The organism is Ruegeria sp. BH8 (genome assembly GCF_056538065.1).
Genome location: NZ_JBQFSP010000011.1, coordinates 24,207 through 46,918, shown reverse-complemented (window position 1 = coordinate 46,918; position 22,712 = coordinate 24,207). Strand labels below are relative to the sequence as shown.

The window sequence follows — 22,712 nt, the reverse complement described above, 5'->3', positions numbered from 1 at the left end:
TCTTGCGCCCCTCTCGGTCTGCGGCGGAGTATGAATCAAACGGGCGCGCGGATCAATTCACAAAAAAGAACCAGTTCGTTTCCGGTTAGATAACTCCGAGGAGTTGTAGACCGAGCCGGACGAGGCGATATAGTATGTCGCCTAAATTCAAGCCTGCCAGTCCTACGCGAATTGTCTTCCCTTCTGGACTGTCATGTACTTCCTTTCCACTCTTAACGATCTTGTCCCTAAGTAACGCAATTCTTGACGTTCGACTAAATATGCGCGTGGCAGCGTCCGCTCCGGGTAGTGACGGCGCTCCATTGGGGATCGGCGACAAACTATCGTTGATCAATGATGGAATGTCTTCCGCAAAATCCACGGCCAAGTTACCTTCGCTGATGTCGACTAGAATTGGCTGAGCTTCTTCCAAAATTCTCCTGTCTTCATCCTTCAATTCCTTGAAAGCCTGTCGTGCCAATTGTTCGCGATTAGCTGCAACTTCCGGGTGGCTAGCCCTTATTCCTCTGACACATTCTTCGACTGCTTCAAGTAGTGCTAAATTGTCTTCACTGTCGGGTAAGTCTTTGGTTTCAAATATTTGTCTACGAATTCCATTGGCGACGGTTGTCAAAGTCAACTCGGCTTGTTGCGGGTCGCTACTATAACGGTCGACGGTGCGTGCAATCTTGCGAAATTCGCTGGACCTTTTCGTTAGGCCGTTTGACCCTTGCACCGCGTCTTCCAGGCAATCTTCGACGTTGGTCAATACTGCTGCTAACAGGCGCGGATTGTTGACGCTTACAGGATTTGTAAAGAACTTTCCTGTCTCGGGGTTAATTTGAAGCGATTCAGCCTGCGGCAATCTAACAGAAAGCACTTCAGCTTGGATGCGCGAGATTTCTTCAGCAACTGCTTCCGGGCCTGTGTTCCAAATACTATTGCCAATCAAAGCAACCCGCCGTTGCAACTCCCAGTCCAACGGTTGACCCTTCAGCATTCCCTCGTACCATTTGGCCCAAAACTCCCATGGTGTCCCCGGAGCGCTTTCAATGAACGCCTGCGTCAACGCAGCGTAAGGCTCTGGCACCGGACCATGCCAAAGTTCGGTGGCGAAAAGTTGTGCGGTACTCTCGGGTGCGATGGTGAGTGCTTCAGCATCAACGGTGAGAGCGCGGGCTCTGTCTGTGCCGTAGGTGGGCACGTCAGCCATAAGATCATGGATGATTTGGGCATCGTCTGCGCGGGTAGAATAGAAGGTTGCTGCAACAGCAGTGATAGTGTCGTTGGGGTCGACGAGGGTGGATAGGGCGTCTGTGTTGTTGGCAGTGTTGAGTGTTTCTAGGGCGTCAACGGGAAGAGAACTTGCTTCTTCGCTCAGCCCAACGCCAACAAGGCCGGAAACAACATTGCCCCTGAAGCATGCCAGCAGTAGTTGCCGTTGGTTAAAACTACTATTGGCGCTATCTGATAGACCAAGCGCATAAGGCAGAACCTGCAAAGCCGCACGTGTAGCAAATGCCCTTAAAGCAGTGGTCGGTAGCGATCGCAGCCACTCTTCAAACTCTTCTTGACGGGTTAGATCGATCATACGCACCTCAACCAAACGATCCTTCCACTCTGCCCGCCCGAGGTTTAACGCACAAGGTACCGAAACTCTGTCGCGTTTCTATTGACCAACCCACGATTCCTCTACATATCCCCAACCCATGACAGACCTCGCTCATATCCGCAATTTCTCCATCGTCGCGCATATCGACCATGGCAAATCCACCCTTGCTGACCGGCTCATCCAGGAGACCGGGACAGTGCAGGATCGTGACATGAAGGAACAGCTGCTCGACAGCATGGATATCGAGCGCGAGCGTGGCATTACCATCAAGGCCAACACCGTTCGCATCGACTATACCGCCGAGAATGGCGAGACATATGTGCTGAACCTGATCGACACCCCCGGCCACGTGGATTTCGCCTATGAGGTCAGCCGGTCGATGCGCGCGGTCGAAGGCTCGCTGCTGGTTGTGGACTCGACCCAAGGGGTCGAGGCGCAGACGCTGGCCAACGTCTATCAGGCCATCGACGCCGATCATGAGATCGTGCCGGTCCTGAACAAGATCGACCTGCCCGCGTCCGATTGTGACCGCGTGGCCGAACAGATCGAAGACGTGATCGGCATCGACGCAAGCGACGCCATCCGGGTCAGTGCCAAGACCGGACAGGGCATCCACGAGACGCTGGAAGCGATCGTGCACAAATTGCCCGCGCCGCAGGGCACTCTGGACGCGCCGCTCAAGGCGATGCTGGTGGATTCGTGGTACGACGCCTATCTGGGCGTCATCGTTCTGGTCCGCATCATGGACGGCACGCTGAAAAAGGGGATGCGGGTCAAGTTCATGTCGAACGGCACCCTGCACCATGTCGACCGCGTCGGCGTCTTCCGCCCGCAAATGCAGATGATCGACAGCCTCGGCCCGGGTGAGATCGGGTTTCTCACCGCCTCGATCAAGCAGGTCCGCGACACCCGCGTCGGCGACACCATCACCAATGACCGCAACGGCACCGAAGTCGCACTGCCGGGCTTCAAACCCGCGCAGCCGGTGGTGTTCTGTGGCCTCTTCCCGGTGGATTCCGCCGAATTCGAAGACCTGCGCGACGCGATCGAAAAGCTGGCGCTGAACGACGCCTCATTCTCGTATGAAATGGAAACCTCGGCCGCGCTTGGCTTTGGCTTCCGCTGCGGCTTCCTTGGCCTGCTGCACCTCGAGGTCATCCGCGACCGGATCGAGCGTGAATACGATATCGACCTCATCACCACCGCGCCCAGCGTGATCTATCACGTCTACATGAAAGACGGCGCGATGATCGAGCTGCACAACCCCGCCGACATGCCCGACCTGTCCAAGGTCGACCATCTTGAGGAACCGCGCATCAAGGCGACCATTCTGGTGCCCGACGAATATCTCGGCGACGTGCTGAAACTCTGCCAGGACCGCCGCGGCATCCAGATGGACCTGACCTATGCGGGCCAGCGCGCCATGGTCGTGTATGACCTGCCCCTGAACGAGGTTGTCTTTGACTTCTACGACCGCCTGAAATCGGTGACCAAGGGCTATGCCAGCTTCGACTACCAGATGACCGGCTACCGTCAGGACGCGCTGGTCAAGATGTCGATCCTTGTGAATGACGAACCGGTCGATGCGCTGTCGACCATGGTTCACCGCGACCGGGCCGAGATGCGGGGCCGCGCGATGTGCGAAAAGCTCAAGGACCTGATCCCGCGCCACATGTTCAAAATCCCGATCCAGGCCGCCATCGGAGGCAAGGTCATCGCCCGCGAGACCCTGTCCGCCCTGCGCAAGGACGTGACCGCCAAATGCTACGGCGGCGACGCCACCCGGAAACGCAAACTGCTGGACAAGCAGAAGGCGGGGAAAAAGAAGATGCGCCAGTTCGGGAAAGTCGATATCCCGCAGGAGGCGTTTATTTCAGCACTAAAAATGGACAGCTAAGGCTGTCCATTTTTAGTGACGGTGGGCGAAAGCGGTTGGCGCAGCCAACCGGCGTGCCCACACGGTGGGTTCGGAGAGCGACCGCGTTTCCTAAGTAGGGTGCTCTACTATCGGCACGATCGCTCGATGTACTCTAATTGGCAAATCTTCTTGGATACGGCCAATCATCCCAAGAACGATGAGGTAGATTCGATTTGCGTCTGCTAGTACTTCGTCAATACTATCTTTTGTCACGGCACTTGTTGAACGTTTGAAGATAGGGTCCCTTCTCGAGCCCGTGTTCGTCACATAGTCAACACGAAGGAAACCGTTCAACGATCCGAAAAAAGCGCCATGTGCGGCCATATGTCGGTTACCAACAAACCTTGCTATCCAATCTGATAACGCTGACAAGTCTTCATCGAATCCGAAATTTTTGGCGAGTTCGCTAGACTTTTTCAATTCTCTGATGAGTTCTTTTGTAGGGAGCTTTCGAACTTGGCAGTACCGATCAAACCAGTCTTTGTTTTCTGGCTTCAATCCTTCAAGGCAAACAATCAGCGCACTTACCCAAAGTTCAATGTGAGCGCAGGTTTGTAGATAGAGCCCTAGGCAATAAGCGAACTCTTTTGGAAGCAATCCCTCCATAGCCGTGCCTTTGTCAGGAAATTGTTCACTCATGTATTTGCTCGAACAGGTTCTGTCTCAATCAGCTGATTGAGCGCGAAAAAAATAGCTGCAGCAAGAGCTTATTTCTATTTTTTGCTTTGTGCGGCACCCAATCAACCAACCCGCCCGGCGGCACCGCCGGGCCGCGCCGACCCGCCCCCGTCAAACCAAAGGTTTGCCTCCGGCAAAACGGGCGGCGCGTTGCGCCACCCCTCGGGTCGGTCGCGTCCCTCCGTTCTGCTGATCAACCGTCTGGTCAACACTGTGTTGCCGAGTTAGGTTCTCAAGATGAATTTTTCTTATCGAAATGTGCTGGAACGCAGACCCATCGTAACCATAGCACTGACATTTCTTTCGTTCTTCGTTGTTGGAAGTTTTTTGAACTCATTCCATGTCGCGCGGTCTGATTGGGGTTTTAACCCCGTATGGTTGGCTGAGGCAGGTTTGGGTGTATGGATGATTTACACTGTCTTTCAGATGGGTGCCTATTTGGTCAGGACGTTTCGATAGGGTCGTAGGGCGGGCTTCAGCCCGCCAATCCTCCACTCCCCCATTTCCCCGACCCCATACCAATGCGCATGGATTGGCTGCATCCGGTGGCGGGCTGAAGCCCGCCCTACGGGGTCGGGTTGGTTTGGCGGTTAAATCTGTGCTTGCGCCATTGGGGTTCCGGCCGTTCGCTGCCCTCCGTTCGCTGATCAACCGTCTGACCCACACCTCACCCGCGCGGCACCAAATGCAACCATTGCATCGGAAAACCGCGCCCCTCGGACAGGATCGGCCATTTGAAATCATCCCCCAACCGGATAATCTCATCCATCTCGGTCGTGTCGCGCACGCTTCCGTCCACATAGGCGACATCAAAATACCCGGCGCAGAACGCTTCGATCGCTTTCAGTTTCGCATCGCCATCCTCGACCATCTGGGGGTGCAGTTCGATCAGAAACTCCGATCTGCGGTAATGCGTCAGAAAATCTTCGGTCAACAGACTGAATTCAACGCCCTCGATATCGATCAGAAAGAAGATGTCCGCCGGGTCGGGGGCCACGCTTGCGATGTTTTCAACCGTGTCCGTCAGCGCATCCCCAAACACCGTCACACGGTCGCCCACGCCGTTATGTTCCGCCGTTTCCCGGATGACATCCCGGCCTTTTGCCGAAACCTCAAAGCACACGCTTTTTTCAAACTGCCCGGCGGCCACCAGCCCGACGCCCCAAAAGCCGTCCGCCGCGCCGATATCCACCAGCACCGGCTTGTCCGAGTTGCTCAGCACCTTCAGGTTCTGCTGCTCATACAGGCCAAAGATTTTCGTGGCCGTATCCGAGTGCCCACCCCAGAAAGCGTTTTCGACAAAGCGAAACCCCTTCATCGGCCCGCACAGCACCTGTCCGCGGCTTTGTTCCAGCACGAACAGCGAAAACTCGTTGCGGAACCTGCGCACAATGCTCTTGAACTCTCGATGTTGTCGTTTTGGAAATCGCATGTTCTGTCTGGGGCTTTTCATGTTGGGTAGGACGCCCCCGGATGAGGGCAGTTGCCTGAAATCCCTGTTTAAGTTGAGGCGCGCGGTGTTGGAAGGAAAAACACAGTGCGCAATACCGGGCAGGGTGGGGTTTTCTTCTTGTCCACCTTTCCCGCGCATGAACCCTTGATGAAGTTTCCTTCAGACAGGTTGCAACCGCCGCGCACGTATCCAATCTCAGTCACAGGCCAGCACGGCCCGCATCCCAAAGGAGGGTGCCGATCATCAGATCAGAGATTTCCGTAGCCTGCGCACCGGGACTGTTTTCGACCCCGTTCCGGCCCGTCAGGTGAACCGAAGCGTTTCCGGCCCGGTCGGGTTGTTAAGGGGTATGAGCCGCCATTGCTCACGGATTGCGGCGGAGGGGGTGTTGGTAACACCGCCGGGCCGGAACGCTTCTCAGAAACGGAACCAGCGTCTCCATCGTGCGGAGGCAGGCCGGGCGGCCAGTTCACCGCCTGCGACAGGATCCAGACCGCCCCGCGCCAGAATGCGGCGTTCCTCGGCGCGGGTCATCTGGATCTCGCGGACCTTCAGCGCGGCCTCGCGCGCGGTGACATAGCGGCCGTCCGGTCCCGGTTCCATGCCGGGGATGTTGCGCCCCTTCGACCACATCCCGCGCAGCCCCGACAGCGGGTGCTTCCATCCGATCTCGTCGTCATCCTGCAACTGCCAGATCCGGTTGGCCTCGGTCATCGAGACCAGCGCGGCCAGCGGCTTGCCGTGCCGGGTCAGGATGATCACCTCACGCGGGTCCTGGGCGCGGGTGATCAGCGGCCCCAGATGGGCGCGGGCATAGGAAATGGTGCAGCGCATCGGCGAATCTCCGTCTGTACGATTCGTAAGATTGGGGGTCCGAGCGTTGTACAAATCGCACAATTTTGGCCTAACGGGCCGCGCGGAGCGTTTTGCACCCGCAGCATCGCCCGGATATCGGGGGTCAGGTTTATGTCCGGATTTTTCCGCCCTCAACCCTTCGAGGGATGGGCATTTCTCAGGTTATCCACAAAATTCTCCAGCCGGATATCAACATCTTATCCCCGTCTAATTTTCATGCTGCAGTGCTATTTTCTTGTCGGATGCAGGGCGTGGTGCAACAGTCATCTCACCGCACAGGGTCTTCGGAACCGGGGCGGGACGCAAAGGCCAAGGGGGTCTGGGCAGAGGAAGGTGGATCTTAGGATTTGCGTTTAACTGCAAAGGCTTACCGGTGGGTGATCAGCCAGATATGGGTCTCAGACCCAGGTCGGGTGGCCATCTTCTCAGACGGCCAATGCATGTCGCGATGAACCTTAGGGGACAAAGCGGCGGCTGCAGTCTCTCAGGGGGCTGGGGCGACTGGATCGGAGTGCTCCTCGGGGTACGTCGACCCGGTAAGGCGTCAGGGCGTATCCGTAAGGGTACATGCAAAGACCGCGTCTGCGCACCTGACGCCTTTTCTTATGCCGAAATTCGGTTTCATACAGGCTACCACTCACCCCTGCCGAACGGGAACGGGGCTCTTCTGCGTGCGCGAAAGAGCCCCGATTTAGTGTCAGATATGCAATGCCGCGTCTATGCACCTGTAGGGCTAGACTACTGCGTGTGGGCGCAATCTTCAACCATATATTGCGTTAATGTCTGGCTCGCCCGCAAGATAAGCGCGCTTACAGGCTTTCCTGCACGTCCGAAGCTGCGTTCTGGATTGCATCCCCGGCCTTTTCGATATCTTTGCCCGCGCCTTTGGCGGTTTCGCAGGCGGTCAGTGCAAACAGGCTCAGGCCAATCAGAATTACGCGGATCATGTGTGTCTCCTCAGTGCTCGATACGGATTCGGTAGCACCTTTCTCGACACCAAGCCAGAGCTAGCCTTTGTCCTCACCGCAGAACAGCTCGTACACCACTTCAAGCATCCGGCGCGGGCGGTCATCGGCCAACCGGTAGAAGATGGTTTTGCCCTCTCTGCGCGGTATCACAAGCCCCTCCAGACGCAGGCGGGAAAGCTGTTGCGAAACAGCGGCTTGTCTGGCGGACAACAGCTCTTCCAACTCGGTAACAGATTTCTCACCGGACACCAGGTGACACAGGATCATCAGCCGGCCTTCGTGACTGATTGCCTTGAGGAAGTTGGACGCGCGTGTCGCATTATCGACCATACGATCCAGGTCGTGTTGCGACATGTCCTGAGACAGCTGTGGAAGTGCCATCGAATGTGTTCCTTGTGAACCCGTTGACCGGGCGTAGTTTCCGTAACGTAAAGCTCGTCGCCTGCGAGCCACTTCAGTACATGTTTCGATCAATTATTGCTATATGTATGAATCAAAAAACCGTGATGAAAAAAGGGGAACCCGCAGCCGTTTTCCCCGCAGCCCCTTTAGCGGGGCGCAATCATGGATAGGGTGCTGCTGCGGGACAGCGGCAGGTGTGACAATCTTATTGACGGCGATCCACATTCATTCCGCGTTCTCACCGACACCCCCTTGCAGCCCCCCGGAGCCAACACTAAGACTCAGGTAACACTTGTTGGGATAATGTCCCGATCCACAGCAAAACAGGCAGGTTACGAATGTTCGATCCCGTAGATACCTACATGAATACGCTTGTTCCCATGGTCGTTGAACAGACCAGCCGGGGCGAGCGCGCGTATGATATTTTCTCCCGCCTGCTGAAAGAGCGGATCATCTTCATCAACGGCCCGATTCACGATGGCATGAGCCATCTGATTGTGGCGCAGCTGCTGCACCTTGAGGCGGAAAACCCCAACAAGGAAATCTCGATCTACATCAACTCGCCCGGTGGCGTGGTGACCAGCGGTTTGTCGATTTACGATACAATGCAGTATATCAAGCCGAAATGTTCCACGTTGGTGATCGGTCAGGCGGCCTCGATGGGATCGGTTCTGCTGGCCGGCGGCGAGAAAGGGATGCGCTTTTCGCTGCCCAACAGCCGGATCATGGTGCACCAGCCCAGCGGCGGATATCAGGGTCAGGCCAGCGATATCATGATCCACGCAGCCGAGACGCAAAAGCTCAAGGATCGCCTTTATGATATCTATGTGCGTCATACCGGGCAGACAAAAAAGGCGGTTGAAAAAGCGCTGGACCGTGACAATTTCATGAGCCCGGAAGAGGCCAAGGAATGGGGTCACATCGACGAGATCGTGGAAAACCGCGCAAAAATGGACGCGGATGAGGTCTGAGTTTCGGAGCCTGCACCACCAGTGCAGGAACCATTTTGAGATTGTAGCGGCCAAAGCGCTGGCCTAAGCTGCACGAACAGGCGAAAACGCATTCCCGCCGGGGGTGCTGGGATGAGGCCCGAAAGGTAGATCATGGCGACGAATTCAGGCGGTGACGGGAAAAACACGCTCTACTGCAGCTTCTGCGGCAAAAGCCAGCATGAGGTGCGCAAGCTGATCGCAGGCCCGACCGTTTTCATCTGTGATGAATGTGTCGAACTTTGCATGGACATCATCCGCGAAGAGACAAAGGCCAGCGGGCTGAAATCTTCGGACGGCGTTCCGACGCCCAAGGATATCTGTGAGGTGCTGGACGATTATGTGATCGGTCAAGCCACCGCAAAACGCGTCCTGTCGGTCGCGGTCCACAACCACTACAAACGTCTGAACCACGCCCAGAAAGCGGGCAATGATATAGAACTGGCGAAGTCCAATATCCTGCTGATCGGCCCCACCGGCTGTGGCAAGACGCTGCTTGCGCAGACGCTGGCCCGGATACTGGATGTTCCCTTTACCATGGCCGATGCCACCACGCTGACCGAAGCCGGTTACGTGGGCGAGGATGTGGAAAACATCATTCTCAAGCTGTTGCAGGCCAGCGAATACAATGTCGAACGCGCGCAGCGCGGCATCGTCTATATCGACGAGGTCGACAAGATCACCCGCAAATCCGAGAACCCGTCGATCACGCGCGACGTGTCCGGTGAAGGCGTACAGCAGGCGCTGCTGAAACTGATGGAAGGCACCGTGGCCAGCGTTCCGCCGCAGGGCGGCCGCAAACACCCGCAGCAGGAATTCCTGCAGGTGGACACCACGAACATCCTGTTCATCTGTGGCGGCGCTTTTGCGGGTCTGGACAGGATCATTGCACAACGCGGCAAGGGCTCGGCCATGGGTTTTGGCGCCGATGTGCGTGACAATGACGAGCGCGGCGTGGGCGAGATCTTCAAGGATCTGGAACCTGAAGATCTGCTGAAATTTGGCCTGATCCCCGAATTCGTCGGTCGTCTGCCGGTTCTGGCAACGCTGGAGGATTTGGACGAGGAAGCACTGGTCACCATCCTGACCAAGCCGAAGAACGCCCTGGTCAAGCAATACCAGCGCCTGTTCGAGCTGGAAGATGTTGAGTTGGGCTTTACCGATGACGCGCTGAAGGCGATTGCCAAGAAAGCCATCGAGCGCAAAACCGGTGCGCGCGGCCTGCGGTCAATTCTCGAGGATATCCTGCTGGACACCATGTTCGAACTGCCGGGCATGAAAAATGTCAGCGAAGTTGTGGTGAACGAAGAGGCGGTGATGTCCGACGCGCAGCCGCTGTTCATCTATGCCGATGCGGCCAAGGAATCGGCCTCGGCGGGTTGAGGCCGGTCATTTCGCGGCGGCGGGACTTCAGTTGAACAGGTTCAGGGGGCTCTGCCCCCGCTGCCCTTCGGGCATCTCCCCCGGGATATTTATAGCCAGATGAAGCTGGGGATCCGTCGCTCGTACGCGAAGGCATGCGCAATCAGGCAGCGGGAGCTTAAGCAAGCTTTCGAACAACAAAGGTGACGGGTTATGACAGTGAAGCGCATTTCTTCGGGCGGTGAGTTTGAGGCGAAAGTCGGCTATTGCCGTGCGGTGGTTGCGGGCGGCTGGGTTCATGTCGCCGGGACCGTCGGGCAGGGCGACGACGTGGTGGCGCAATGCCGGTCAGCGCTGGACATCATCGGCAAGGCACTGGCTGAGGCGGGCGCGGGTTTTGAAGATGTGGTTCGGGTCACCTACATGTTGCCGGACCGCAATGAGTTCGCGCAGTGCTGGCCGGTTCTGGCCGAGACGTTTGGCGCCAATCCACCGGCTGCGACGATGATCGAATGCGGTTTGATTGATCCGAAGTACCGGATCGAGATCGAAGTGACCGCCATCCTGCGGCAGTAACACTGGAAGCCCAAGGGGCACTGGACCTTGGCGAGCCTTTGGTCCATACCTTCTCTCGACCGAAATGCCGGAGGCAGCCGATGGGAATCCTGAACAGTCTTTTACGAGCCGTGACCTGGTGGAACGGGTCAACACTGAACACGCAGCTTTATACGGCGCGCAAGGGTGTGAAAGTGGGCGAAGACAATGAAGGCAATGTGTTTTATCGCACCGCCGACGACAGCAGGCGCTGGGTGATTTTCAATGGCGAGGCCGAAGCCAGCCGGGTTGACCCCGAATGGCACGGCTGGTTGCACCGCACCTGGGACGAACCCCCGACCGACAAACCACTGCCGCACAAAGCCTGGGAAAAACCGCATCAGGAGAACCTGACAGGTACGGCGCTGGCCTATGCGCCTGCCGGGTCGCTGCGGCGGGCCAAGCCGGTTGAGCGCAGGGATTACGAGGCCTGGAGCCCGGAATAAACGAGGCGAAGATGTCGACCCATAACTGGACCGAAGTTCTTGTCGGAGGCGTCGTTTTGGCCGGTGCCATTGCGTTTGGCGTCTATGCCAGCCAATCAACCGGCCTGTCGCAAGGTGCTGCGGGCTATGAGTTGGGCGCCTCGTTCCGGTCGCTGGAAGGGGTTGGCGTCGGCACGGATGTCCGTCTTGCCGGTGTGAAAATCGGCACCGTTACCGGGGTCAAGCTGAACCCGGACACCTATCGTGCCGACACGACATTCTCTGTTGCCGAAGGCGTTCTTGTACCCGATGACAGCGCCATCGTGATCTCGTCCGAAGGGCTGTTGGGTGGAAACTTTGTCGAAGTCATGCCTGGCGGTTCGCCCTTCTTTTTTGAACCCGGAGACGAGATTCAGGATACCCAGGGTGCGGTCAGCCTAATCTCGCTGCTGGTCAAGTTCGTAGCCGGAGATGGCGGCGAATGATGCGCGCCGCCCTGATTGCCCTGTTGCTGGCTGGAACCGGCGCCGCCGCGCAGCAGAAAGTCAACTCTGGCCCCGGCGCCATGCTGCGCGGGCTCGACAAAGTCAGTGGCCAGACGGTTGATATCGAATTGCAGACAGGTCAGACCGAAGCTGTTTTCGGGCTGGATGTGGCGCTGGGGGATTGCCGGTATCCGGTGGATAACCCGACAGGCGATGCCTTCGCCTATCTGACCATTTGGGAAACGGGCAAAGCGGATCAGCTGTTTGACGGCTGGATGATTGCGACCTCTCCGGCGCTGAATGCGCTGGATCACGCGCGGTATGACGTTTGGGTCATCCGTTGTATCACGCCTTCTGCGGACTGAGTGATCGGCGCGGCAAAGTCAGCGCTCTGGTTCAGGGCTTCTTCCAGTTCTTGCTTGTAGGCACCACGCGGGATTTCGATCGCCCCAAGGGACGCCAGATGCGCGGTCAGGAACTGCGTGTCAAACAGGTGAAAGCAGGTTTGCCGCAAACGGTCCACAAGATAGGCGAGCGCGATTTTCGAGGCATCCGTGCGGCGCGAAAACATGCTTTCGCCAAAGAACGCGGCCCCCAGCGTCACACCATATACGCCGCCCACCAGCGCCGCTCCGTCCCAGACTTCCAGTGAATGCGCATGACCGGATTGGTGCAACTGGCGATAAAGGGCGTGCAGTTCCGCGTTGATCCAGGTGTCGGACCGGTCAGCGCACCCATCAACAACGCCGGAGAAATCCCGATTGATTGAAATCTCGAACCCGCAGTTCCGGATGCGGCGCGCAAGGCTGCGCGAGATGTGGAACCCGTCCAGCGGAAATATCCCGCGAAACTTGGGATCAACCCAGAACAGTTCAGGATCGTCGCGGTGTTCGGCCATCGGGAAAATACCGATGGAATACCCGTGCAGCAGCAGTTCGGGGGTCAGGCTCATGCCGGTGATAGGGCGACCAGAGGGCGCGGGCCCTCTGGCACTTGGCCCTTATTTTTCCATGTTCTCCGCAAGCCAGCGCTCCAGCCAGTGGATGTTGTACTCGCCGCTGTGCAGATCGGGCTCCTGCAACAGGGCGTGGAACAGGGGCACGGTGGTGTCGATACCGTCGACGATCAACTCTCCCAGCGCGCGTTGCAGACGCGCCAGCGCCTCGGCCCGGTCGCGGCCCTGCACGATCAGCTTGCCAATCAGCGAGTCGTAATAGGGCGGGATCGAATAGCCGTCATAAAGTGCCGAGTCCATCCGCACGCCCAAACCGCCCGGCGCGTGATAGGCCGTGATCTTGCCGGGGCAGGGCGAAAAGTTCGGCAGCTTTTCTGCGTTGATCCGAACCTCGATGGCGTGGCCGTTGATCTTCAGATCGTCCTGACCGAATGACATCGGTTCACCCGCTGCGACAAGGATTTGCTCGCGCACCAGATCGACGCCGAAAATTCCTTCGGTGACAGGGTGTTCCACCTGCAGGCGGGTGTTCATTTCGATGAAATAGAACTCGCCCTTTTCATACAGGAACTCGATGGTGCCAGCGCCGATATAGTTGATCTTGGCCACCGCGTCGGCGCAGATCTTGCCGATCCGGGCGCGCTCTTCGGCGGTAATGCAGGGGCCGGGGGCCTCTTCAAAGACCTTCTGGTGACGGCGCTGCAACGAACAATCGCGCTCGCCCAGATGCACCGCATTGCCCTTGCCGTCGCCAAAGACCTGAATCTCGATATGGCGCGGCGTGGTCAGATATTTCTCGATATAGACCTCGTCATTGCCAAAGGCGGCCTTGCCTTCGGCGCGTGCGGTCATGAAGGCGCTTTCCATCTCGTTCGCGTTCATCGCGACTTTCATGCCGCGCCCACCGCCGCCAGCCGTGGCCTTGATGATGACGGGATAGCCGAATTCCTCACCGATGCGCTTGGCGTCGGCCAGCGTGGGAACGCCACCGTCCGAACCGGGAACGCAAGGCACACCCAGCGCCTTCATCGTGTCCTTGGCGGTGATCTTGTCGCCCATGACGCGGATATGTTCCGCGGTGGGGCCGATGAACGTGATGCCATGATCTTCGACGATCTGCACGAACTCGGCGTTTTCGGACAAAAAGCCATAGCCGGGATGGATCGCCTGCGCGCCGGTGATCTCACAGGCCGAAATGATCGCGGGCACCGACAGATAGCTTTGCGGGCTGGGCGGGGGGCCGATGCAGACCGATTCGTCCGCCATGCGCACATGCATCGCGTCGCTGTCGGCGGTGGAATGGACGGCAACCGTTTTTATCCCCATCTCGCGCGCGGCGCGGATGACGCGCAGGGCGATCTCGCCTCGGTTGGCAATCAGGATCTTGTCGAACATGGGCCCGCCTTACTCGATGATGACCAGAGGGGTGCCGAACTCAACAGCGTCGCCATCGCCCACCAGCACGCGCTTGACGGTGCCCGATTTGGGGGCGTGGATGTGGTTCATGGTCTTCATCGCTTCGACGATCAGCAGCGTGTCGCCTTCAGACACTGTCGCGCCGACGGAAATGAACGCGGGCGCGCCGGGTTCCGGCTGCATATAGACCGTGCCCACCATGGGCGAGGTGACAGCGCCCGGATGGCTGGCCGGATCTTCGGCGGCAGCAGGGGCCGCCGCGGGGGCCGCAGCCGGTGCCGCAGCAGGGGCGGGCGCTGCCGCAGGAACAGCCATCTGAACCGGAGCGGCCACGGTCTGTGTCATACGGCTGACGCGCACGTTCAGGCTGTCTTCTTCGCCATATTCGCGTTTGACCTGCAACTCGGTCAGATCGTTTTCGCGCAGCAACTCGGCCAGAGCCTTGATGAATGCCACATCCGCTTCGTGTTTGGTGTCTGTCATGAGTATCCTCGACGGTTCCCCTTTGGCCCGTCTGTTTCTTGCGGGCTCTGATCAAATTACGCAGGGTTATAGGCTAAGCGGCGGTGCATGAAAAGCGCCGACTCGCACCATCTGGCATGCGTTTCACGCGTAATTTAAAGGGTCGGACGGGTCACAGGGGCATCCCCGATAATTTGGCGACCAGTTCAGACAGCTTTCGTGCGCCGAATTTTTCAAGCAAACGGGCGCGGTAAGCCTCGATTGTGCGGTAACTCAGGCCCAGCTCTGCTCCGATTTCCTTGGCCGACAGGCCGCGGCAGGACAGGATGGCCACTTCGCGTTCACGGATGGTCAGCTCAACCAGCGGTCGTTCCTCGGATATGTCGGAAAAGCTCCAGATACCGTGGCGGAACGGGTCGTCGGGCGTCAGCGACCGGCCCCGGGCGCGGCACCAGAACAGGTCGCCGCTGCGGCGGCGCATGACGCGTTCATCCGTGTAATATCCGGTGCCGCGCATCACCTGCAGGCTGCGTTCGCCAATCCTCTCCCAATCCGCGACCGAAGGGTAAAGGTGCAACAGCGGCATGTTGCGATAGTCGTTCTCTTCTCCGCCAAAGGTGCGGGCAAATTGCAGGTTGCAGCGCCGGATGATCCGGTTTTCCAGCTCAACAAGCCCGATCGGCGCATATTCAAAGGCGGGGTCGCTCATGCGTGTATGGTGCCGGGAAAGCGCGCGAAAATGAAGGGGGGATGCGATGTCTTGCGCCAGATTGAAGCCCGAAACCGATGCTGTGGTCAGCGCCAAGTTGTTAAAGTTGTAAATGTCATCTGAAAAGAAATGATTAACCTGCGGAAACAGATGCTATAATCTGAAAACGAGCGTGAAATTCGACGGGTCTGAATTCAGGGAAAGTAAGCATGCGCGACACGTTGACAGGCAGTCGCATTCGCGAAAGACGGCAGATTGCCGGGCTGCGGCAGGCGGAACTGGCGCGGCAGGCCGGAGTATCGGCGTCTTATCTGAACCTGATCGAACACAATCGCCGCAGGATCGGGGGCAAGTTGCTGGTCGATATCGCGGCGGCGCTGGGCATTGAACCTTCGGTCCTGACACAGGGGATCGAGGCAACTCTGGTTTCCGCCCTGCGCGAGGCGGCCGAGGATGCGGTCGGGCAGAAGGCCGAGATTGACGGGCTCGAGGAGTTCGCCGGGCGCTTTCCCGGCTGGGCCGGTGTTCTGGCGCAAATGCATCGCCGTGTCGTGTCTTTGGAGCGGAACGTCGAAACCCTGTCCGACCGCCTTACGCACGACCCGCAATTGGCCGCGTCGATGCACGAGGTTCTGTCAACCGCCGCCGCCATACGCTCGACCGCCGCGATCCTAGCGGATACCCAAGATATCGAGGCCGAATGGCGCGAGCGTTTCCACAAGAACCTGCATCAGGATGCCGAACGGCTGGCAGGCAGTTCCAAGGCGCTGGTGACCTTCCTCGACGAAAGCGACTCGGCGGTTGATCCGCGTGCCGTTCCCCTGGAAGAGGTCGAAGCCTTCTTTGAAGCCCGCGCCTACACGATTTCCGAACTGGAAGACGGGGGTGATGTGGACGCGGTTGACCTGAGCGGGCTCAATACCTCGGCGGCGCGCACCGTCGCGCGCGAAGTTCTCAGGATCTATCGCGCAGACGCGCAGGCGCTGCCGCTGGAGGCCGTCAAAGCGGTTGTTCAGCAGGGTGATCCGAACCCCATCGAACTGGCGCAGCGGTTCTCGGTTGATTTTGCCACCGTCCTCAGGCGCCTGGCCTTTCTGCCAGATGGCATCCTGTCACAACCGGTCGGCATGGTACTGTGCGACGCGTCCGGAAGTATCCTGTTTCTCAAGCCGATTCAGGGGTTTACCTTGCCCCGACACGGCGATGTCTGCCCGCTCTGGCCGCTGTTCACGGCCCTCAGCCGTCCGCTGGTGCCGGTGCGCAAGCAGGTCGTCCTGACCGGAAGGTCCTCGGCCGTGTTCGACTGCGTCGCTTATGCCTGGCCGCATGCGGTGTCGGGATACGATCAGGACCCGGCTTATCGCTCGGTCATGGTGGTGCGCCCGGTCAGGGACCCGTCAGACGGGGTGCCGGTCACTCAGGTCGGGCCAAATTGCCGTGTCTGCCCAAACCGCGATTGCAAAGCCCGGCGCGAGCCGTCGATTTTGAGCGAAGGTTTTTGACACGTTCATGACAGACCGCTTAATCTGGCGGGAACCGGTCTCGGGATGGAAGACCGGTTATGGGAGGAACTGAACATATGAGCCGAAAGGTTCTGCTGATTGAGGACGAACCGAACATCGCCGAGGCTATCCGGTTCCTGCTGTCGCGCGAGGGATGGCAGGTCGAAACGCATGGCGACGGAACGGATGCGGTTCAGGTGATCCAGGGGGCGCAGCCCGATCTGGTCATTCTGGATGTCATGCTGCCGGGCAAGAACGGCATGGATATCCTGCGGGAACTCAGAAAAATGGAGGAACTGGCAGGCTTGCCGGTTCTGATGCTGACCGCACGGGGTCAGTCGCGCGACCGGGAAATGGCCGAAAACGCAGGCGTCAGCCGCTTCATGACCAAACCGTTTTCCAATGCCGAAGTTCTGACAGCGGTGCGTGATCTTCACGCGCAGGCGACGCGCTTATGATGTCCGGCGAGGGCAACAAGACCAAACCACCGGGCACACGCCCCTCGCTTTTTCTGGAACGACAAAGCTATCGTCGTCACAGGTTGACGGATGCCGCCCGGATTTTGCCCTTTCTGGGTGCGGCGCTGCTGGCGCTTCCGTTGCTGTGGCCGGACCCGTCCGGCGGGGATGCGGCTGTGCCCTTGTCTTCGGCGATGTATTACATATTCCTCTGCTGGGGCGCGCTGATCCTGGCCGGGTTTGTCTTTGGGCTGGCCGCCCGCCGCATGGCCGCGCGCGAAGGATCGGACACGGGCGCTGAGTGATGGCCACCATAAATATTCTGATTCTGGTTTGCCTTGGCTATGTCGTGTTCCTGTTCGCGGTGGCCTTCGCCGCGGATCGCATGGCTGCGGCCGGGCGTGGCAAATGGTTGCGTTCGCCCGTGATCTACACTTTGTCCCTGTCGATCTATTGCACCGCCTGGACATTTTATGGCGCGGTGGGCAACGCAGCGCGGTCGGGGCTGGAATTTGTCACCATCTACCTCGGTCCGACGCTGGTGATGGTCGGCTGGTGGTGGGGGCTGCGCAAGCTGGTGCGCGTCGGGCGCAGCCAGCGGGTCACCTCGATCGCCGACCTGCTGTCGTCCCGGTATGGCAAGTCGAACACGCTGGCGGTCTGCGTGACCATTCTGGCGGTGCTCGGCGGCACGCCCTATATCGCGCTGCAACTGCAGTCGATTACCCTGTCCTTCTCGATCTTTGCCGAGGCTGACCCATCAGGCCTCTACCGCGAAGGGTCCAGCGTGTTTTGGGTCGCGGCTGGTCTGGCCGTGTTTGCCATCCTGTTCGGCACCCGCAATCTGGACGTGAACGAACGTCATCATGGCGTGGTCACGGCCATCGCGGTCGAGGCCGTTGTCAAACTGTTTGCGCTGATCGCCGTGGGCGTTTTCGTGGTGTGGGGGATCGCGGGCGGCATTGGCCCGATGATGGACCGGATCGACGCCTCGGAAATCGGCCAGTGGAATGTCGATGCCGGGCGTTGGACGACGTTCATCTTTCTGTCCGCCGCCGCCTTTATCTGCCTGCCCCGGATGTTTCAGGTGATGGTGGTGGAAAACGATGACGAAGGCCATCTCAGAACCGCTGCCTGGGCTTTCCCGCTCTACCTGCTGTTCATGAGCCTGTTTGTCGTGCCCATCGCCGTAGTCGGTCTCGACCTGCTGCCCCAGGGCGCCAACCCCGACCTGTTCGTGCTGACCGTGCCGCTGTCCCAAGGCAATGACTGGCTGGCAATGCTGTCCTTCATCGGCGGGTTTTCCTCGGCAACCTCGATGGTCATCGTCAGTGCGATGGCCCTGTCGACAATGGTGTCGAACCATGTGGTCATGCCCATCTGGCTGAACACGCAGGAAGGCACCGGCTCGGTATCGGGCGATGTGCGCAACATTGTTCTTATGGCACGCCGAGTTTCCATTGCCGCCATCATTGCGCTGGGCTTTTTCTACTACCGGCTGTCCGGTGGCGGTGCGGCGCTGGCCTCGATCGGGTTGATCGCCTTTGCCGGTATCTCGCAGATTCTGCCAGCGTTGGTCGGGGGGCTGTTCTGGCGCAGGGCGACCCGGACCGGGGCGCTGATCGGGCTGACCGTCGGCTTTGTGCTGTGGATTTACACCCTGCTGCTGCCGGGAATGGGCGGGGCGTGGATGCCCGAAACCGTGCTGCAAAACGGCTTGTTCGGTCTCGGCTGGCTGCGCCCTCATGCCCTGTTCGGGATCGAGGGGATCGATCCGATGGTGCATACGGTGATGTGGTCCTTGTCCCTGAACACGCTTGCCTTCTGCGTCGCGTCCCTGCTCAGCTTTCCCAGCCCATTGGAACGGTTGCAAGGGGCGCAGTTCGTCAACGTCTTCGATCACTCGGTCGCGCCGCGCGGTTGGTCCGGGTCAGTGGCGCAAAGCGAAGACCTGATGATCATGACGCAGCGCATTCTGGGCACCGGCCCCACACAGGAATTCTTTCAGGCCGAGGCGCAAAAACAGGGTGGCCGTTCGCACCTGCCGGAACCGACGCCGGGCTTTCTCAACCGTCTGGAACGCGAGCTCAGCGGCTCGGTCGGCGCGGCCATGGCCCATGCGATGATCGGCCAGATCGTGGGCGGATCGTCGGTCTCGGTCGAGGATCTGCTGGCCGTGGCCGACGAATCCGCGCAGTTGCTGGAATATTCCGGCCAGCTCGAGGAAAAGTCCTCCGAACTCAGCCGAACCGCACGCCAGCTGCGCGAGGCTAACGCCAAGCTCACCCAGATTTCCGAACAGAAGGACAGCTTTCTGACTCAGGTCAGTCATGAATTGCGCACGCCGATGACCTCGATCCGGGCGTTTTCGGAAATCATGCGCGACACCGATGGCCTCAGCCGCCAGGAGCAGACCCGCTATGCCGCGATCATTCATGACGAAGCCCTGCGCCTGACCCGGCTGCTCGATGATCTGCTGGATCTGAGCGTGCTTGAAAACGGGCAGGTCAGCCTCAATCTCAGCGATGACAGCCTGCGCTCGGTCCTGGACCGCGCCGTGCCCAGCGCTCTGGCCGGGGCGGACCGAAAGATCACTGTCCGCCGGACCCGCGCGGCCGAGCGCATCTTTCTGCATACGGATCTGGATCGGTTGGGACAGGTGTTCATCAACCTGATCTCGAATGCGCAGAAATACTGCGACGCGGACGATCCGGTGCTGGTCATTTCTGCCCATGATGTTGGCGGGCGGGTCATCGTCGACTTCATCGACAATGGCAGCGGCATCCCACCGGGCGCGCGTTCGATGGTGTTTGAGAAATTTGCCCGCGTGGGCGGCGACAAGGCTGGCGGAGCGGGGCTTGGTCTGGCCATCTGCCGCGAAATCATGCAGCGGCTGGGGGGTGAGATCACCTATCTGCCGGGGCAGGGCGGCGCGGCCTTCCGGATCAGCCTGCCGCAGGCCTACCAGCAGGCGGCGCAGTGACGCGGCCATAAAGAACTTGGTAACGCCCGAGGGTGTAAACCGGTTGCCAGGTTCTGGAACAATTGGTGATCGGGCGTCATGTCACAAGATGTCAATGCCGCGTTGGCGCGCAAACTGTCCGTCGGGCAAAAGGATCTGGGGGATCGCCCGCGCTCGGTTCTGCGGGCGCTGCGCCTTGGGTTCGCAAGGGCGGCGGGCGACCGGCTGAACCTACCTCTGGCAATTATCGGGGCAAAGCAATCCAACCAGTCGCAGGAGGTGCCGGGGGACGCCGCGGGGCAGGATTGGCTGCTGCTGGTGTTTGACGGCCCCGAAGGCCGCGCCGCGACCTGTCTCAACCCGAATGCGGTCTCGGCCATTGTTCAGGCCCAGACCATTGGTCAGGTCCTGTCCGGTGATCCCGGCGCACGCACGTTTACTGATACCGACGCCGCCATCGTGGCCCCCTTGATCGAAGCCGCGTTGACCGGTTCCGCCGCTTTGTTCGACGCCTCAAGCGATCAGATTTGCCTTGCAGGGCTGGAATTTACCTCGCGCGCCAAGGATTTGCGCACCCTGTCGCTGGCGATGACGGAAGAGGTGTATCGCATTTTCGAACTGACCGTCGATCTCGCAAACGGAGAGCAGCAGGGCCGCATATCTGTGTTTCTGCCTGAACATCCCGCCGCCTCGGATGAAGCAGAAGATAACGGGGACAAGGCTGATCTGCGCATGGATCAGTGTTCGGGCGTAATGCGGGCGGAACTGACCGCCGCGCTGTGCCGCATGTCGTTGCCGCTGTCCGACCTCTCGGGACTGCGGATCGGGGACATTCTGCCGTTGCGCGGGGCCCGTCTGGACCGGACCGAGGTTCTGTCGATTGACCGGACACGCGCGGGTATCGGTCGCCTAGGGCAATGCGGTGGTCTCCGCGCCGTGCGGCTGAATGAAACCGCTGCATTGCCAGCCCTGACCGGCGCTGACGCGCAGGACTTCATCGCCAGCAAAAGTGGAACACCACCGCAGGATCATCCGGTCGAACCAACTGTGCATGATGCGCACGCCCAGACCGTCCCGACCGGGGTGTCAGATCTGACAGACAGCGATCTGATCGTGAACGATTCCGAACGGATGGTCGCGGAAATCACGCAGCTTGCGGGGCTGGGGCCGACGGACCTTGGCAGCAATACTGAGTGACGCTCAGCCGCTAGTGCCGCGGATCTGGTCCAGCATGGGGCGCAGATTGTCCAGCTGATACCCGGCTTTGCCGGTCGCACTCAGGATGTCGTCCGTGCTCATGTGGTCGCACTGGCCCAACGCCCAAACCACCGAACACCGCGTGCCCGAGGCGCAATAGGCCAGAACAGGACCACTGCCGTTTTCCGCCATGTCGCGCTGCCGCTTCACGTTCTCAGGCGTCATCGTCTGGTGGGTCAGCTCCAGCACCTCATATTCCATACCGGCGGCCCGCACCGCTTCGCCGATCGCGTCGGATTGCATGGCCGGGGGAACTTCGGCATTGGGCCGGTTGCAGATCACCTTGGCAAAGCCAGCCTCGGCGATGGCCGGAACATCCTCGACCGTGATCTGCGGCGAGACAGCATAGCGGGGGGTAATCTGACGAATCTCCATGCCAATTCCTTAGGCCGCGTTTGCCGCCCTGTCCAGTTGCGCGCCCAGCGGTGGTGCCACGAACATCCCGGCCGCCATTGCAACCAGAAAGACCAGCCCGCCCAGCCCGCCATAGCTCAGCGAGGCCATTGCCGGTCCGGGGCACAGCCCGGCCAGTCCCCAGCCCATCCCGAACAGAACCGAACCCACGATCAGCCTGCGATCAACCTCGGGCTTTGCAGGGGGTGGAAAGGCTCCGCCGGTCAGGGCGTTTTGCCGTCCGGTTGTCATCCGCCACGCCACAAGCATCGGCAGGATGGCACCGGCCATCACAAAGGCCAGCGTCGGATCCCAGTTGCCAAACACATCCAGCCAGCCCTGAACTTTTGTGGTGTCTGTCATGCCTGAAATCAGCAACCCGGCGCCGAACAGCGATCCGGCGATCAATGAAATGAAAAGGCGCATCAGATCACTCCCAACACATGACGCAGCAGCACAAGGGTGACGCCCCCGGCAAGGATATAGAAAACGGTGGCCACGATGCCGCGCAGCGAGAACCGAGAGATCCCGCACACCCCGTGCCCCGAGGTACAGCCATTGGCGATCCGTGTACCGATACCGACCAGCAGCCCGGCCAGAATGACAACACCCAGATTGCTGGTAAGATGCGTCTGGGCCTCGGGCAGGATCAACGGGCGCAGAAGAAGGGGCATTCCGACAAGCCCCGCAATAAAGGCCAGCTTTTCGGCCATGCTCCCCTTGGCGCTGCCATCGACAAGGCCGCCCAGAATGCCGCTTGCGCCCATGATCCGGCCATTGCCCAGCAGGTAAACCGCCCCGGCCAGACCGATCACCAGACCGCCGCACAGCCCCCAGATCCACTCTATAATCATGTGGGATTTCCCTTTGTGATTTGT

25 protein-coding genes are annotated in these 22,712 nt (G+C 59.4%); 12 read left to right on the top strand and 13 right to left on the bottom strand.

Annotation, left to right across the window (positions count from 1 at the left end):
* Positions 1-85: 85 nt before the first annotated feature.
* Positions 86-1,570, bottom strand: coding sequence for a hypothetical protein (locus tag ACR0AD_RS16290; protein WP_480488421.1), 1,485 nt, complete (start codon positions 1,568-1,570; stop codon positions 86-88).
* A gap of 118 nt (positions 1,571-1,688) precedes the next feature.
* Here ACR0AD_RS16290 and lepA point away from each other — a divergent pair, with 118 nt between their 5' ends.
* Positions 1,689-3,488: a translation elongation factor 4 gene (gene lepA, locus ACR0AD_RS16285; RefSeq protein WP_480488419.1), complete on the top strand. Its 1,800-nt coding sequence runs from the start codon at positions 1,689-1,691 to the stop codon at positions 3,486-3,488.
* 90 nt (positions 3,489-3,578) lie between these two features.
* Here the strand turns inward: lepA and ACR0AD_RS16280 are convergent, their stop codons facing one another.
* The 5 genes from ACR0AD_RS16280 to ACR0AD_RS16260 form a co-directional block, all read right to left on the bottom strand.
* Positions 3,579-4,148 (bottom strand): hypothetical protein, encoded by a 570-nt coding sequence (locus ACR0AD_RS16280; RefSeq protein WP_480488417.1) that lies wholly within the window; start codon positions 4,146-4,148, stop codon positions 3,579-3,581.
* 706 nt (positions 4,149-4,854) lie between these two features.
* On the bottom strand, positions 4,855-5,619 hold the full coding sequence (locus ACR0AD_RS16275) for a hypothetical protein (RefSeq protein WP_480488415.1): 765 nt from the start codon (positions 5,617-5,619) through the stop codon (positions 4,855-4,857).
* Between the two features lie 438 nt (positions 5,620-6,057).
* The gene (locus ACR0AD_RS16270; RefSeq protein WP_480488413.1) at positions 6,058-6,474 is read right to left on the bottom strand and encodes a type II toxin-antitoxin system Phd/YefM family antitoxin; all 417 of its coding nucleotides are present in this window, start codon (positions 6,472-6,474) and stop codon (positions 6,058-6,060) included.
* Between the two features lie 830 nt (positions 6,475-7,304).
* A complete protein-coding gene (locus tag ACR0AD_RS16265) occupies positions 7,305-7,442 on the bottom strand; it encodes an entericidin A/B family lipoprotein (RefSeq protein WP_209505735.1) in 138 nt (45 codons plus the stop codon).
* 60 nt (positions 7,443-7,502) lie between these two features.
* Positions 7,503-7,844 (bottom strand): ArsR/SmtB family transcription factor, encoded by a 342-nt coding sequence (locus ACR0AD_RS16260; RefSeq protein WP_480473625.1) that lies wholly within the window; start codon positions 7,842-7,844, stop codon positions 7,503-7,505.
* A 359-nt stretch (positions 7,845-8,203) separates the two neighbouring features.
* Here ACR0AD_RS16260 and ACR0AD_RS16255 point away from each other — a divergent pair, with 359 nt between their 5' ends.
* The 6 genes from ACR0AD_RS16255 to ACR0AD_RS16230 all read left to right on the top strand — a co-directional run bounded on the left by ACR0AD_RS16255 (position 8,204) and on the right by ACR0AD_RS16230 (position 12,085).
* Complete coding sequence (locus tag ACR0AD_RS16255) at positions 8,204-8,836, top strand: ATP-dependent Clp protease proteolytic subunit (protein WP_480484514.1); 633 nt, start codon at positions 8,204-8,206, stop codon at positions 8,834-8,836.
* 132 nt (positions 8,837-8,968) lie between these two features.
* A complete protein-coding gene (gene clpX, locus ACR0AD_RS16250; RefSeq protein ID WP_209505741.1) occupies positions 8,969-10,237 on the top strand; it encodes an ATP-dependent Clp protease ATP-binding subunit ClpX in 1,269 nt (422 codons plus the stop codon).
* Positions 10,238-10,429: 192 nt separating this feature from the next.
* Positions 10,430-10,792, top strand: a complete 363-nt coding sequence (locus tag ACR0AD_RS16245; RefSeq protein ID WP_480488411.1) for a RidA family protein — start codon at positions 10,430-10,432, stop codon at positions 10,790-10,792.
* Positions 10,793-10,872: 80 nt separating this feature from the next.
* A complete protein-coding gene (locus ACR0AD_RS16240; RefSeq protein ID WP_267364687.1) occupies positions 10,873-11,256 on the top strand; it encodes an NADH:ubiquinone oxidoreductase subunit NDUFA12 in 384 nt (127 codons plus the stop codon).
* 11 nt (positions 11,257-11,267) lie between these two features.
* The gene (mlaD, locus tag ACR0AD_RS16235; protein ID WP_480488409.1) at positions 11,268-11,720 is read left to right on the top strand and encodes an outer membrane lipid asymmetry maintenance protein MlaD; all 453 of its coding nucleotides are present in this window, start codon (positions 11,268-11,270) and stop codon (positions 11,718-11,720) included.
* Positions 11,717-12,085: a DUF2155 domain-containing protein gene (locus ACR0AD_RS16230; RefSeq protein WP_480488407.1), complete on the top strand. Its 369-nt coding sequence runs from the start codon at positions 11,717-11,719 to the stop codon at positions 12,083-12,085. Before mlaD ends, ACR0AD_RS16230 begins: the two co-directional genes overlap by 4 nt.
* Here the strand turns inward: ACR0AD_RS16230 and aat are convergent.
* The 4 genes from aat to ACR0AD_RS16210 all read right to left on the bottom strand — a co-directional run bounded on the left by aat (position 12,031) and on the right by ACR0AD_RS16210 (position 15,262).
* On the bottom strand, positions 12,031-12,672 hold the full coding sequence (aat, locus tag ACR0AD_RS16225) for a leucyl/phenylalanyl-tRNA--protein transferase (RefSeq protein ID WP_480488405.1): 642 nt from the start codon (positions 12,670-12,672) through the stop codon (positions 12,031-12,033). The genes ACR0AD_RS16230 and aat overlap by 55 nt on opposite strands.
* Before the next feature lie 48 nt (positions 12,673-12,720).
* Complete coding sequence (gene accC / locus ACR0AD_RS16220; protein ID WP_480488403.1) at positions 12,721-14,070, bottom strand: acetyl-CoA carboxylase biotin carboxylase subunit; 1,350 nt, start codon at positions 14,068-14,070, stop codon at positions 12,721-12,723.
* A 9-nt stretch (positions 14,071-14,079) separates the two neighbouring features.
* Positions 14,080-14,574, bottom strand: a complete 495-nt coding sequence (gene accB, locus ACR0AD_RS16215) for an acetyl-CoA carboxylase biotin carboxyl carrier protein (RefSeq protein ID WP_267364694.1) — start codon at positions 14,572-14,574, stop codon at positions 14,080-14,082.
* Between the two features lie 151 nt (positions 14,575-14,725).
* Entirely contained in the window at positions 14,726-15,262 is a 537-nt protein-coding gene (locus tag ACR0AD_RS16210; RefSeq protein ID WP_209505755.1) for a LuxR C-terminal-related transcriptional regulator, read from the bottom strand.
* Positions 15,263-15,471: 209 nt separating this feature from the next.
* Here ACR0AD_RS16210 and ACR0AD_RS16205 point away from each other — a divergent pair, with 209 nt between their 5' ends.
* The 5 genes from ACR0AD_RS16205 to ACR0AD_RS16185 all read left to right on the top strand — a co-directional run bounded on the left by ACR0AD_RS16205 (position 15,472) and on the right by ACR0AD_RS16185 (position 21,381).
* Positions 15,472-16,764, top strand: coding sequence for a helix-turn-helix domain-containing protein (locus ACR0AD_RS16205; protein ID WP_480488401.1), 1,293 nt, complete (start codon positions 15,472-15,474; stop codon positions 16,762-16,764).
* Positions 16,765-16,841: 77 nt separating this feature from the next.
* Positions 16,842-17,222, top strand: a complete 381-nt coding sequence (locus ACR0AD_RS16200; protein ID WP_480484506.1) for a response regulator transcription factor — start codon at positions 16,842-16,844, stop codon at positions 17,220-17,222.
* A complete protein-coding gene (locus ACR0AD_RS16195) occupies positions 17,219-17,527 on the top strand; it encodes a hypothetical protein (RefSeq protein ID WP_209505761.1) in 309 nt (102 codons plus the stop codon). The genes ACR0AD_RS16200 and ACR0AD_RS16195 overlap by 4 nt, the downstream gene beginning before the upstream one ends.
* Positions 17,527-20,205 (top strand): ATP-binding protein, encoded by a 2,679-nt coding sequence (locus tag ACR0AD_RS16190; protein ID WP_480488399.1) that lies wholly within the window; start codon positions 17,527-17,529, stop codon positions 20,203-20,205. The genes ACR0AD_RS16195 and ACR0AD_RS16190 overlap by 1 nt, the downstream gene beginning before the upstream one ends.
* A 78-nt stretch (positions 20,206-20,283) precedes the next feature.
* Positions 20,284-21,381: a FliM/FliN family flagellar motor C-terminal domain-containing protein gene (locus ACR0AD_RS16185; protein ID WP_480488397.1), complete on the top strand. Its 1,098-nt coding sequence runs from the start codon at positions 20,284-20,286 to the stop codon at positions 21,379-21,381.
* A 3-nt stretch (positions 21,382-21,384) separates the two neighbouring features.
* Here the strand turns inward: ACR0AD_RS16185 and ACR0AD_RS16180 are convergent, their stop codons facing one another.
* From ACR0AD_RS16180 to ACR0AD_RS16170, 3 genes are read right to left on the bottom strand one after another with little or no spacing between them, the layout of a single operon-like run.
* A complete protein-coding gene (locus tag ACR0AD_RS16180; RefSeq protein WP_209598123.1) occupies positions 21,385-21,816 on the bottom strand; it encodes a protein tyrosine phosphatase family protein in 432 nt (143 codons plus the stop codon).
* A 9-nt stretch (positions 21,817-21,825) separates the two neighbouring features.
* Positions 21,826-22,260 carry a DUF6691 family protein gene (locus ACR0AD_RS16175; protein WP_267366618.1) on the bottom strand — a complete coding sequence of 145 codons (435 nt, stop codon included), beginning with the start codon at positions 22,258-22,260 and terminating at the stop codon, positions 21,826-21,828.
* Positions 22,260-22,688: a YeeE/YedE family protein gene (locus tag ACR0AD_RS16170; RefSeq protein ID WP_480488395.1), complete on the bottom strand. Its 429-nt coding sequence runs from the start codon at positions 22,686-22,688 to the stop codon at positions 22,260-22,262. The genes ACR0AD_RS16175 and ACR0AD_RS16170 overlap by 1 nt, the downstream gene beginning before the upstream one ends.
* Positions 22,689-22,712: the final 24 nt, after the last annotated feature.

Coding starts and splice junctions, on each gene's coding strand:
- ACR0AD_RS16290 (WP_480488421.1), bottom strand. CDS start 1,570: ATGATCGATCTAACCCGTCAAGAAGAGTTTGAAGAGTGGCTGCGATCG.
- lepA (WP_480488419.1), top strand. CDS start 1,689: ATGACAGACCTCGCTCATATCCGCAATTTCTCCATCGTCGCGCATATC.
- ACR0AD_RS16280 (WP_480488417.1), bottom strand. CDS start 4,148: ATGAGTGAACAATTTCCTGACAAAGGCACGGCTATGGAGGGATTGCTT.
- ACR0AD_RS16275 (WP_480488415.1), bottom strand. CDS start 5,619: ATGCGATTTCCAAAACGACAACATCGAGAGTTCAAGAGCATTGTGCGC.
- ACR0AD_RS16270 (WP_480488413.1), bottom strand. CDS start 6,474: ATGCGCTGCACCATTTCCTATGCCCGCGCCCATCTGGGGCCGCTGATC.
- ACR0AD_RS16265 (WP_209505735.1), bottom strand. CDS start 7,442: ATGATCCGCGTAATTCTGATTGGCCTGAGCCTGTTTGCACTGACCGCC.
- ACR0AD_RS16260 (WP_480473625.1), bottom strand. CDS start 7,844: ATGGCACTTCCACAGCTGTCTCAGGACATGTCGCAACACGACCTGGAT.
- ACR0AD_RS16255 (WP_480484514.1), top strand. CDS start 8,204: ATGTTCGATCCCGTAGATACCTACATGAATACGCTTGTTCCCATGGTC.
- clpX (WP_209505741.1), top strand. CDS start 8,969: ATGGCGACGAATTCAGGCGGTGACGGGAAAAACACGCTCTACTGCAGC.
- ACR0AD_RS16245 (WP_480488411.1), top strand. CDS start 10,430: ATGACAGTGAAGCGCATTTCTTCGGGCGGTGAGTTTGAGGCGAAAGTC.
- ACR0AD_RS16240 (WP_267364687.1), top strand. CDS start 10,873: ATGGGAATCCTGAACAGTCTTTTACGAGCCGTGACCTGGTGGAACGGG.
- mlaD (WP_480488409.1), top strand. CDS start 11,268: ATGTCGACCCATAACTGGACCGAAGTTCTTGTCGGAGGCGTCGTTTTG.
- ACR0AD_RS16230 (WP_480488407.1), top strand. CDS start 11,717: ATGATGCGCGCCGCCCTGATTGCCCTGTTGCTGGCTGGAACCGGCGCC.
- aat (WP_480488405.1), bottom strand. CDS start 12,672: ATGAGCCTGACCCCCGAACTGCTGCTGCACGGGTATTCCATCGGTATT.
- accC (WP_480488403.1), bottom strand. CDS start 14,070: ATGTTCGACAAGATCCTGATTGCCAACCGAGGCGAGATCGCCCTGCGC.
- accB (WP_267364694.1), bottom strand. CDS start 14,574: ATGACAGACACCAAACACGAAGCGGATGTGGCATTCATCAAGGCTCTG.
- ACR0AD_RS16210 (WP_209505755.1), bottom strand. CDS start 15,262: ATGAGCGACCCCGCCTTTGAATATGCGCCGATCGGGCTTGTTGAGCTG.
- ACR0AD_RS16205 (WP_480488401.1), top strand. CDS start 15,472: ATGCGCGACACGTTGACAGGCAGTCGCATTCGCGAAAGACGGCAGATT.
- ACR0AD_RS16200 (WP_480484506.1), top strand. CDS start 16,842: ATGAGCCGAAAGGTTCTGCTGATTGAGGACGAACCGAACATCGCCGAG.
- ACR0AD_RS16195 (WP_209505761.1), top strand. CDS start 17,219: ATGATGTCCGGCGAGGGCAACAAGACCAAACCACCGGGCACACGCCCC.
- ACR0AD_RS16190 (WP_480488399.1), top strand. CDS start 17,527: ATGGCCACCATAAATATTCTGATTCTGGTTTGCCTTGGCTATGTCGTG.
- ACR0AD_RS16185 (WP_480488397.1), top strand. CDS start 20,284: ATGTCACAAGATGTCAATGCCGCGTTGGCGCGCAAACTGTCCGTCGGG.
- ACR0AD_RS16180 (WP_209598123.1), bottom strand. CDS start 21,816: ATGGAGATTCGTCAGATTACCCCCCGCTATGCTGTCTCGCCGCAGATC.
- ACR0AD_RS16175 (WP_267366618.1), bottom strand. CDS start 22,260: ATGCGCCTTTTCATTTCATTGATCGCCGGATCGCTGTTCGGCGCCGGG.
- ACR0AD_RS16170 (WP_480488395.1), bottom strand. CDS start 22,688: ATGATTATAGAGTGGATCTGGGGGCTGTGCGGCGGTCTGGTGATCGGT.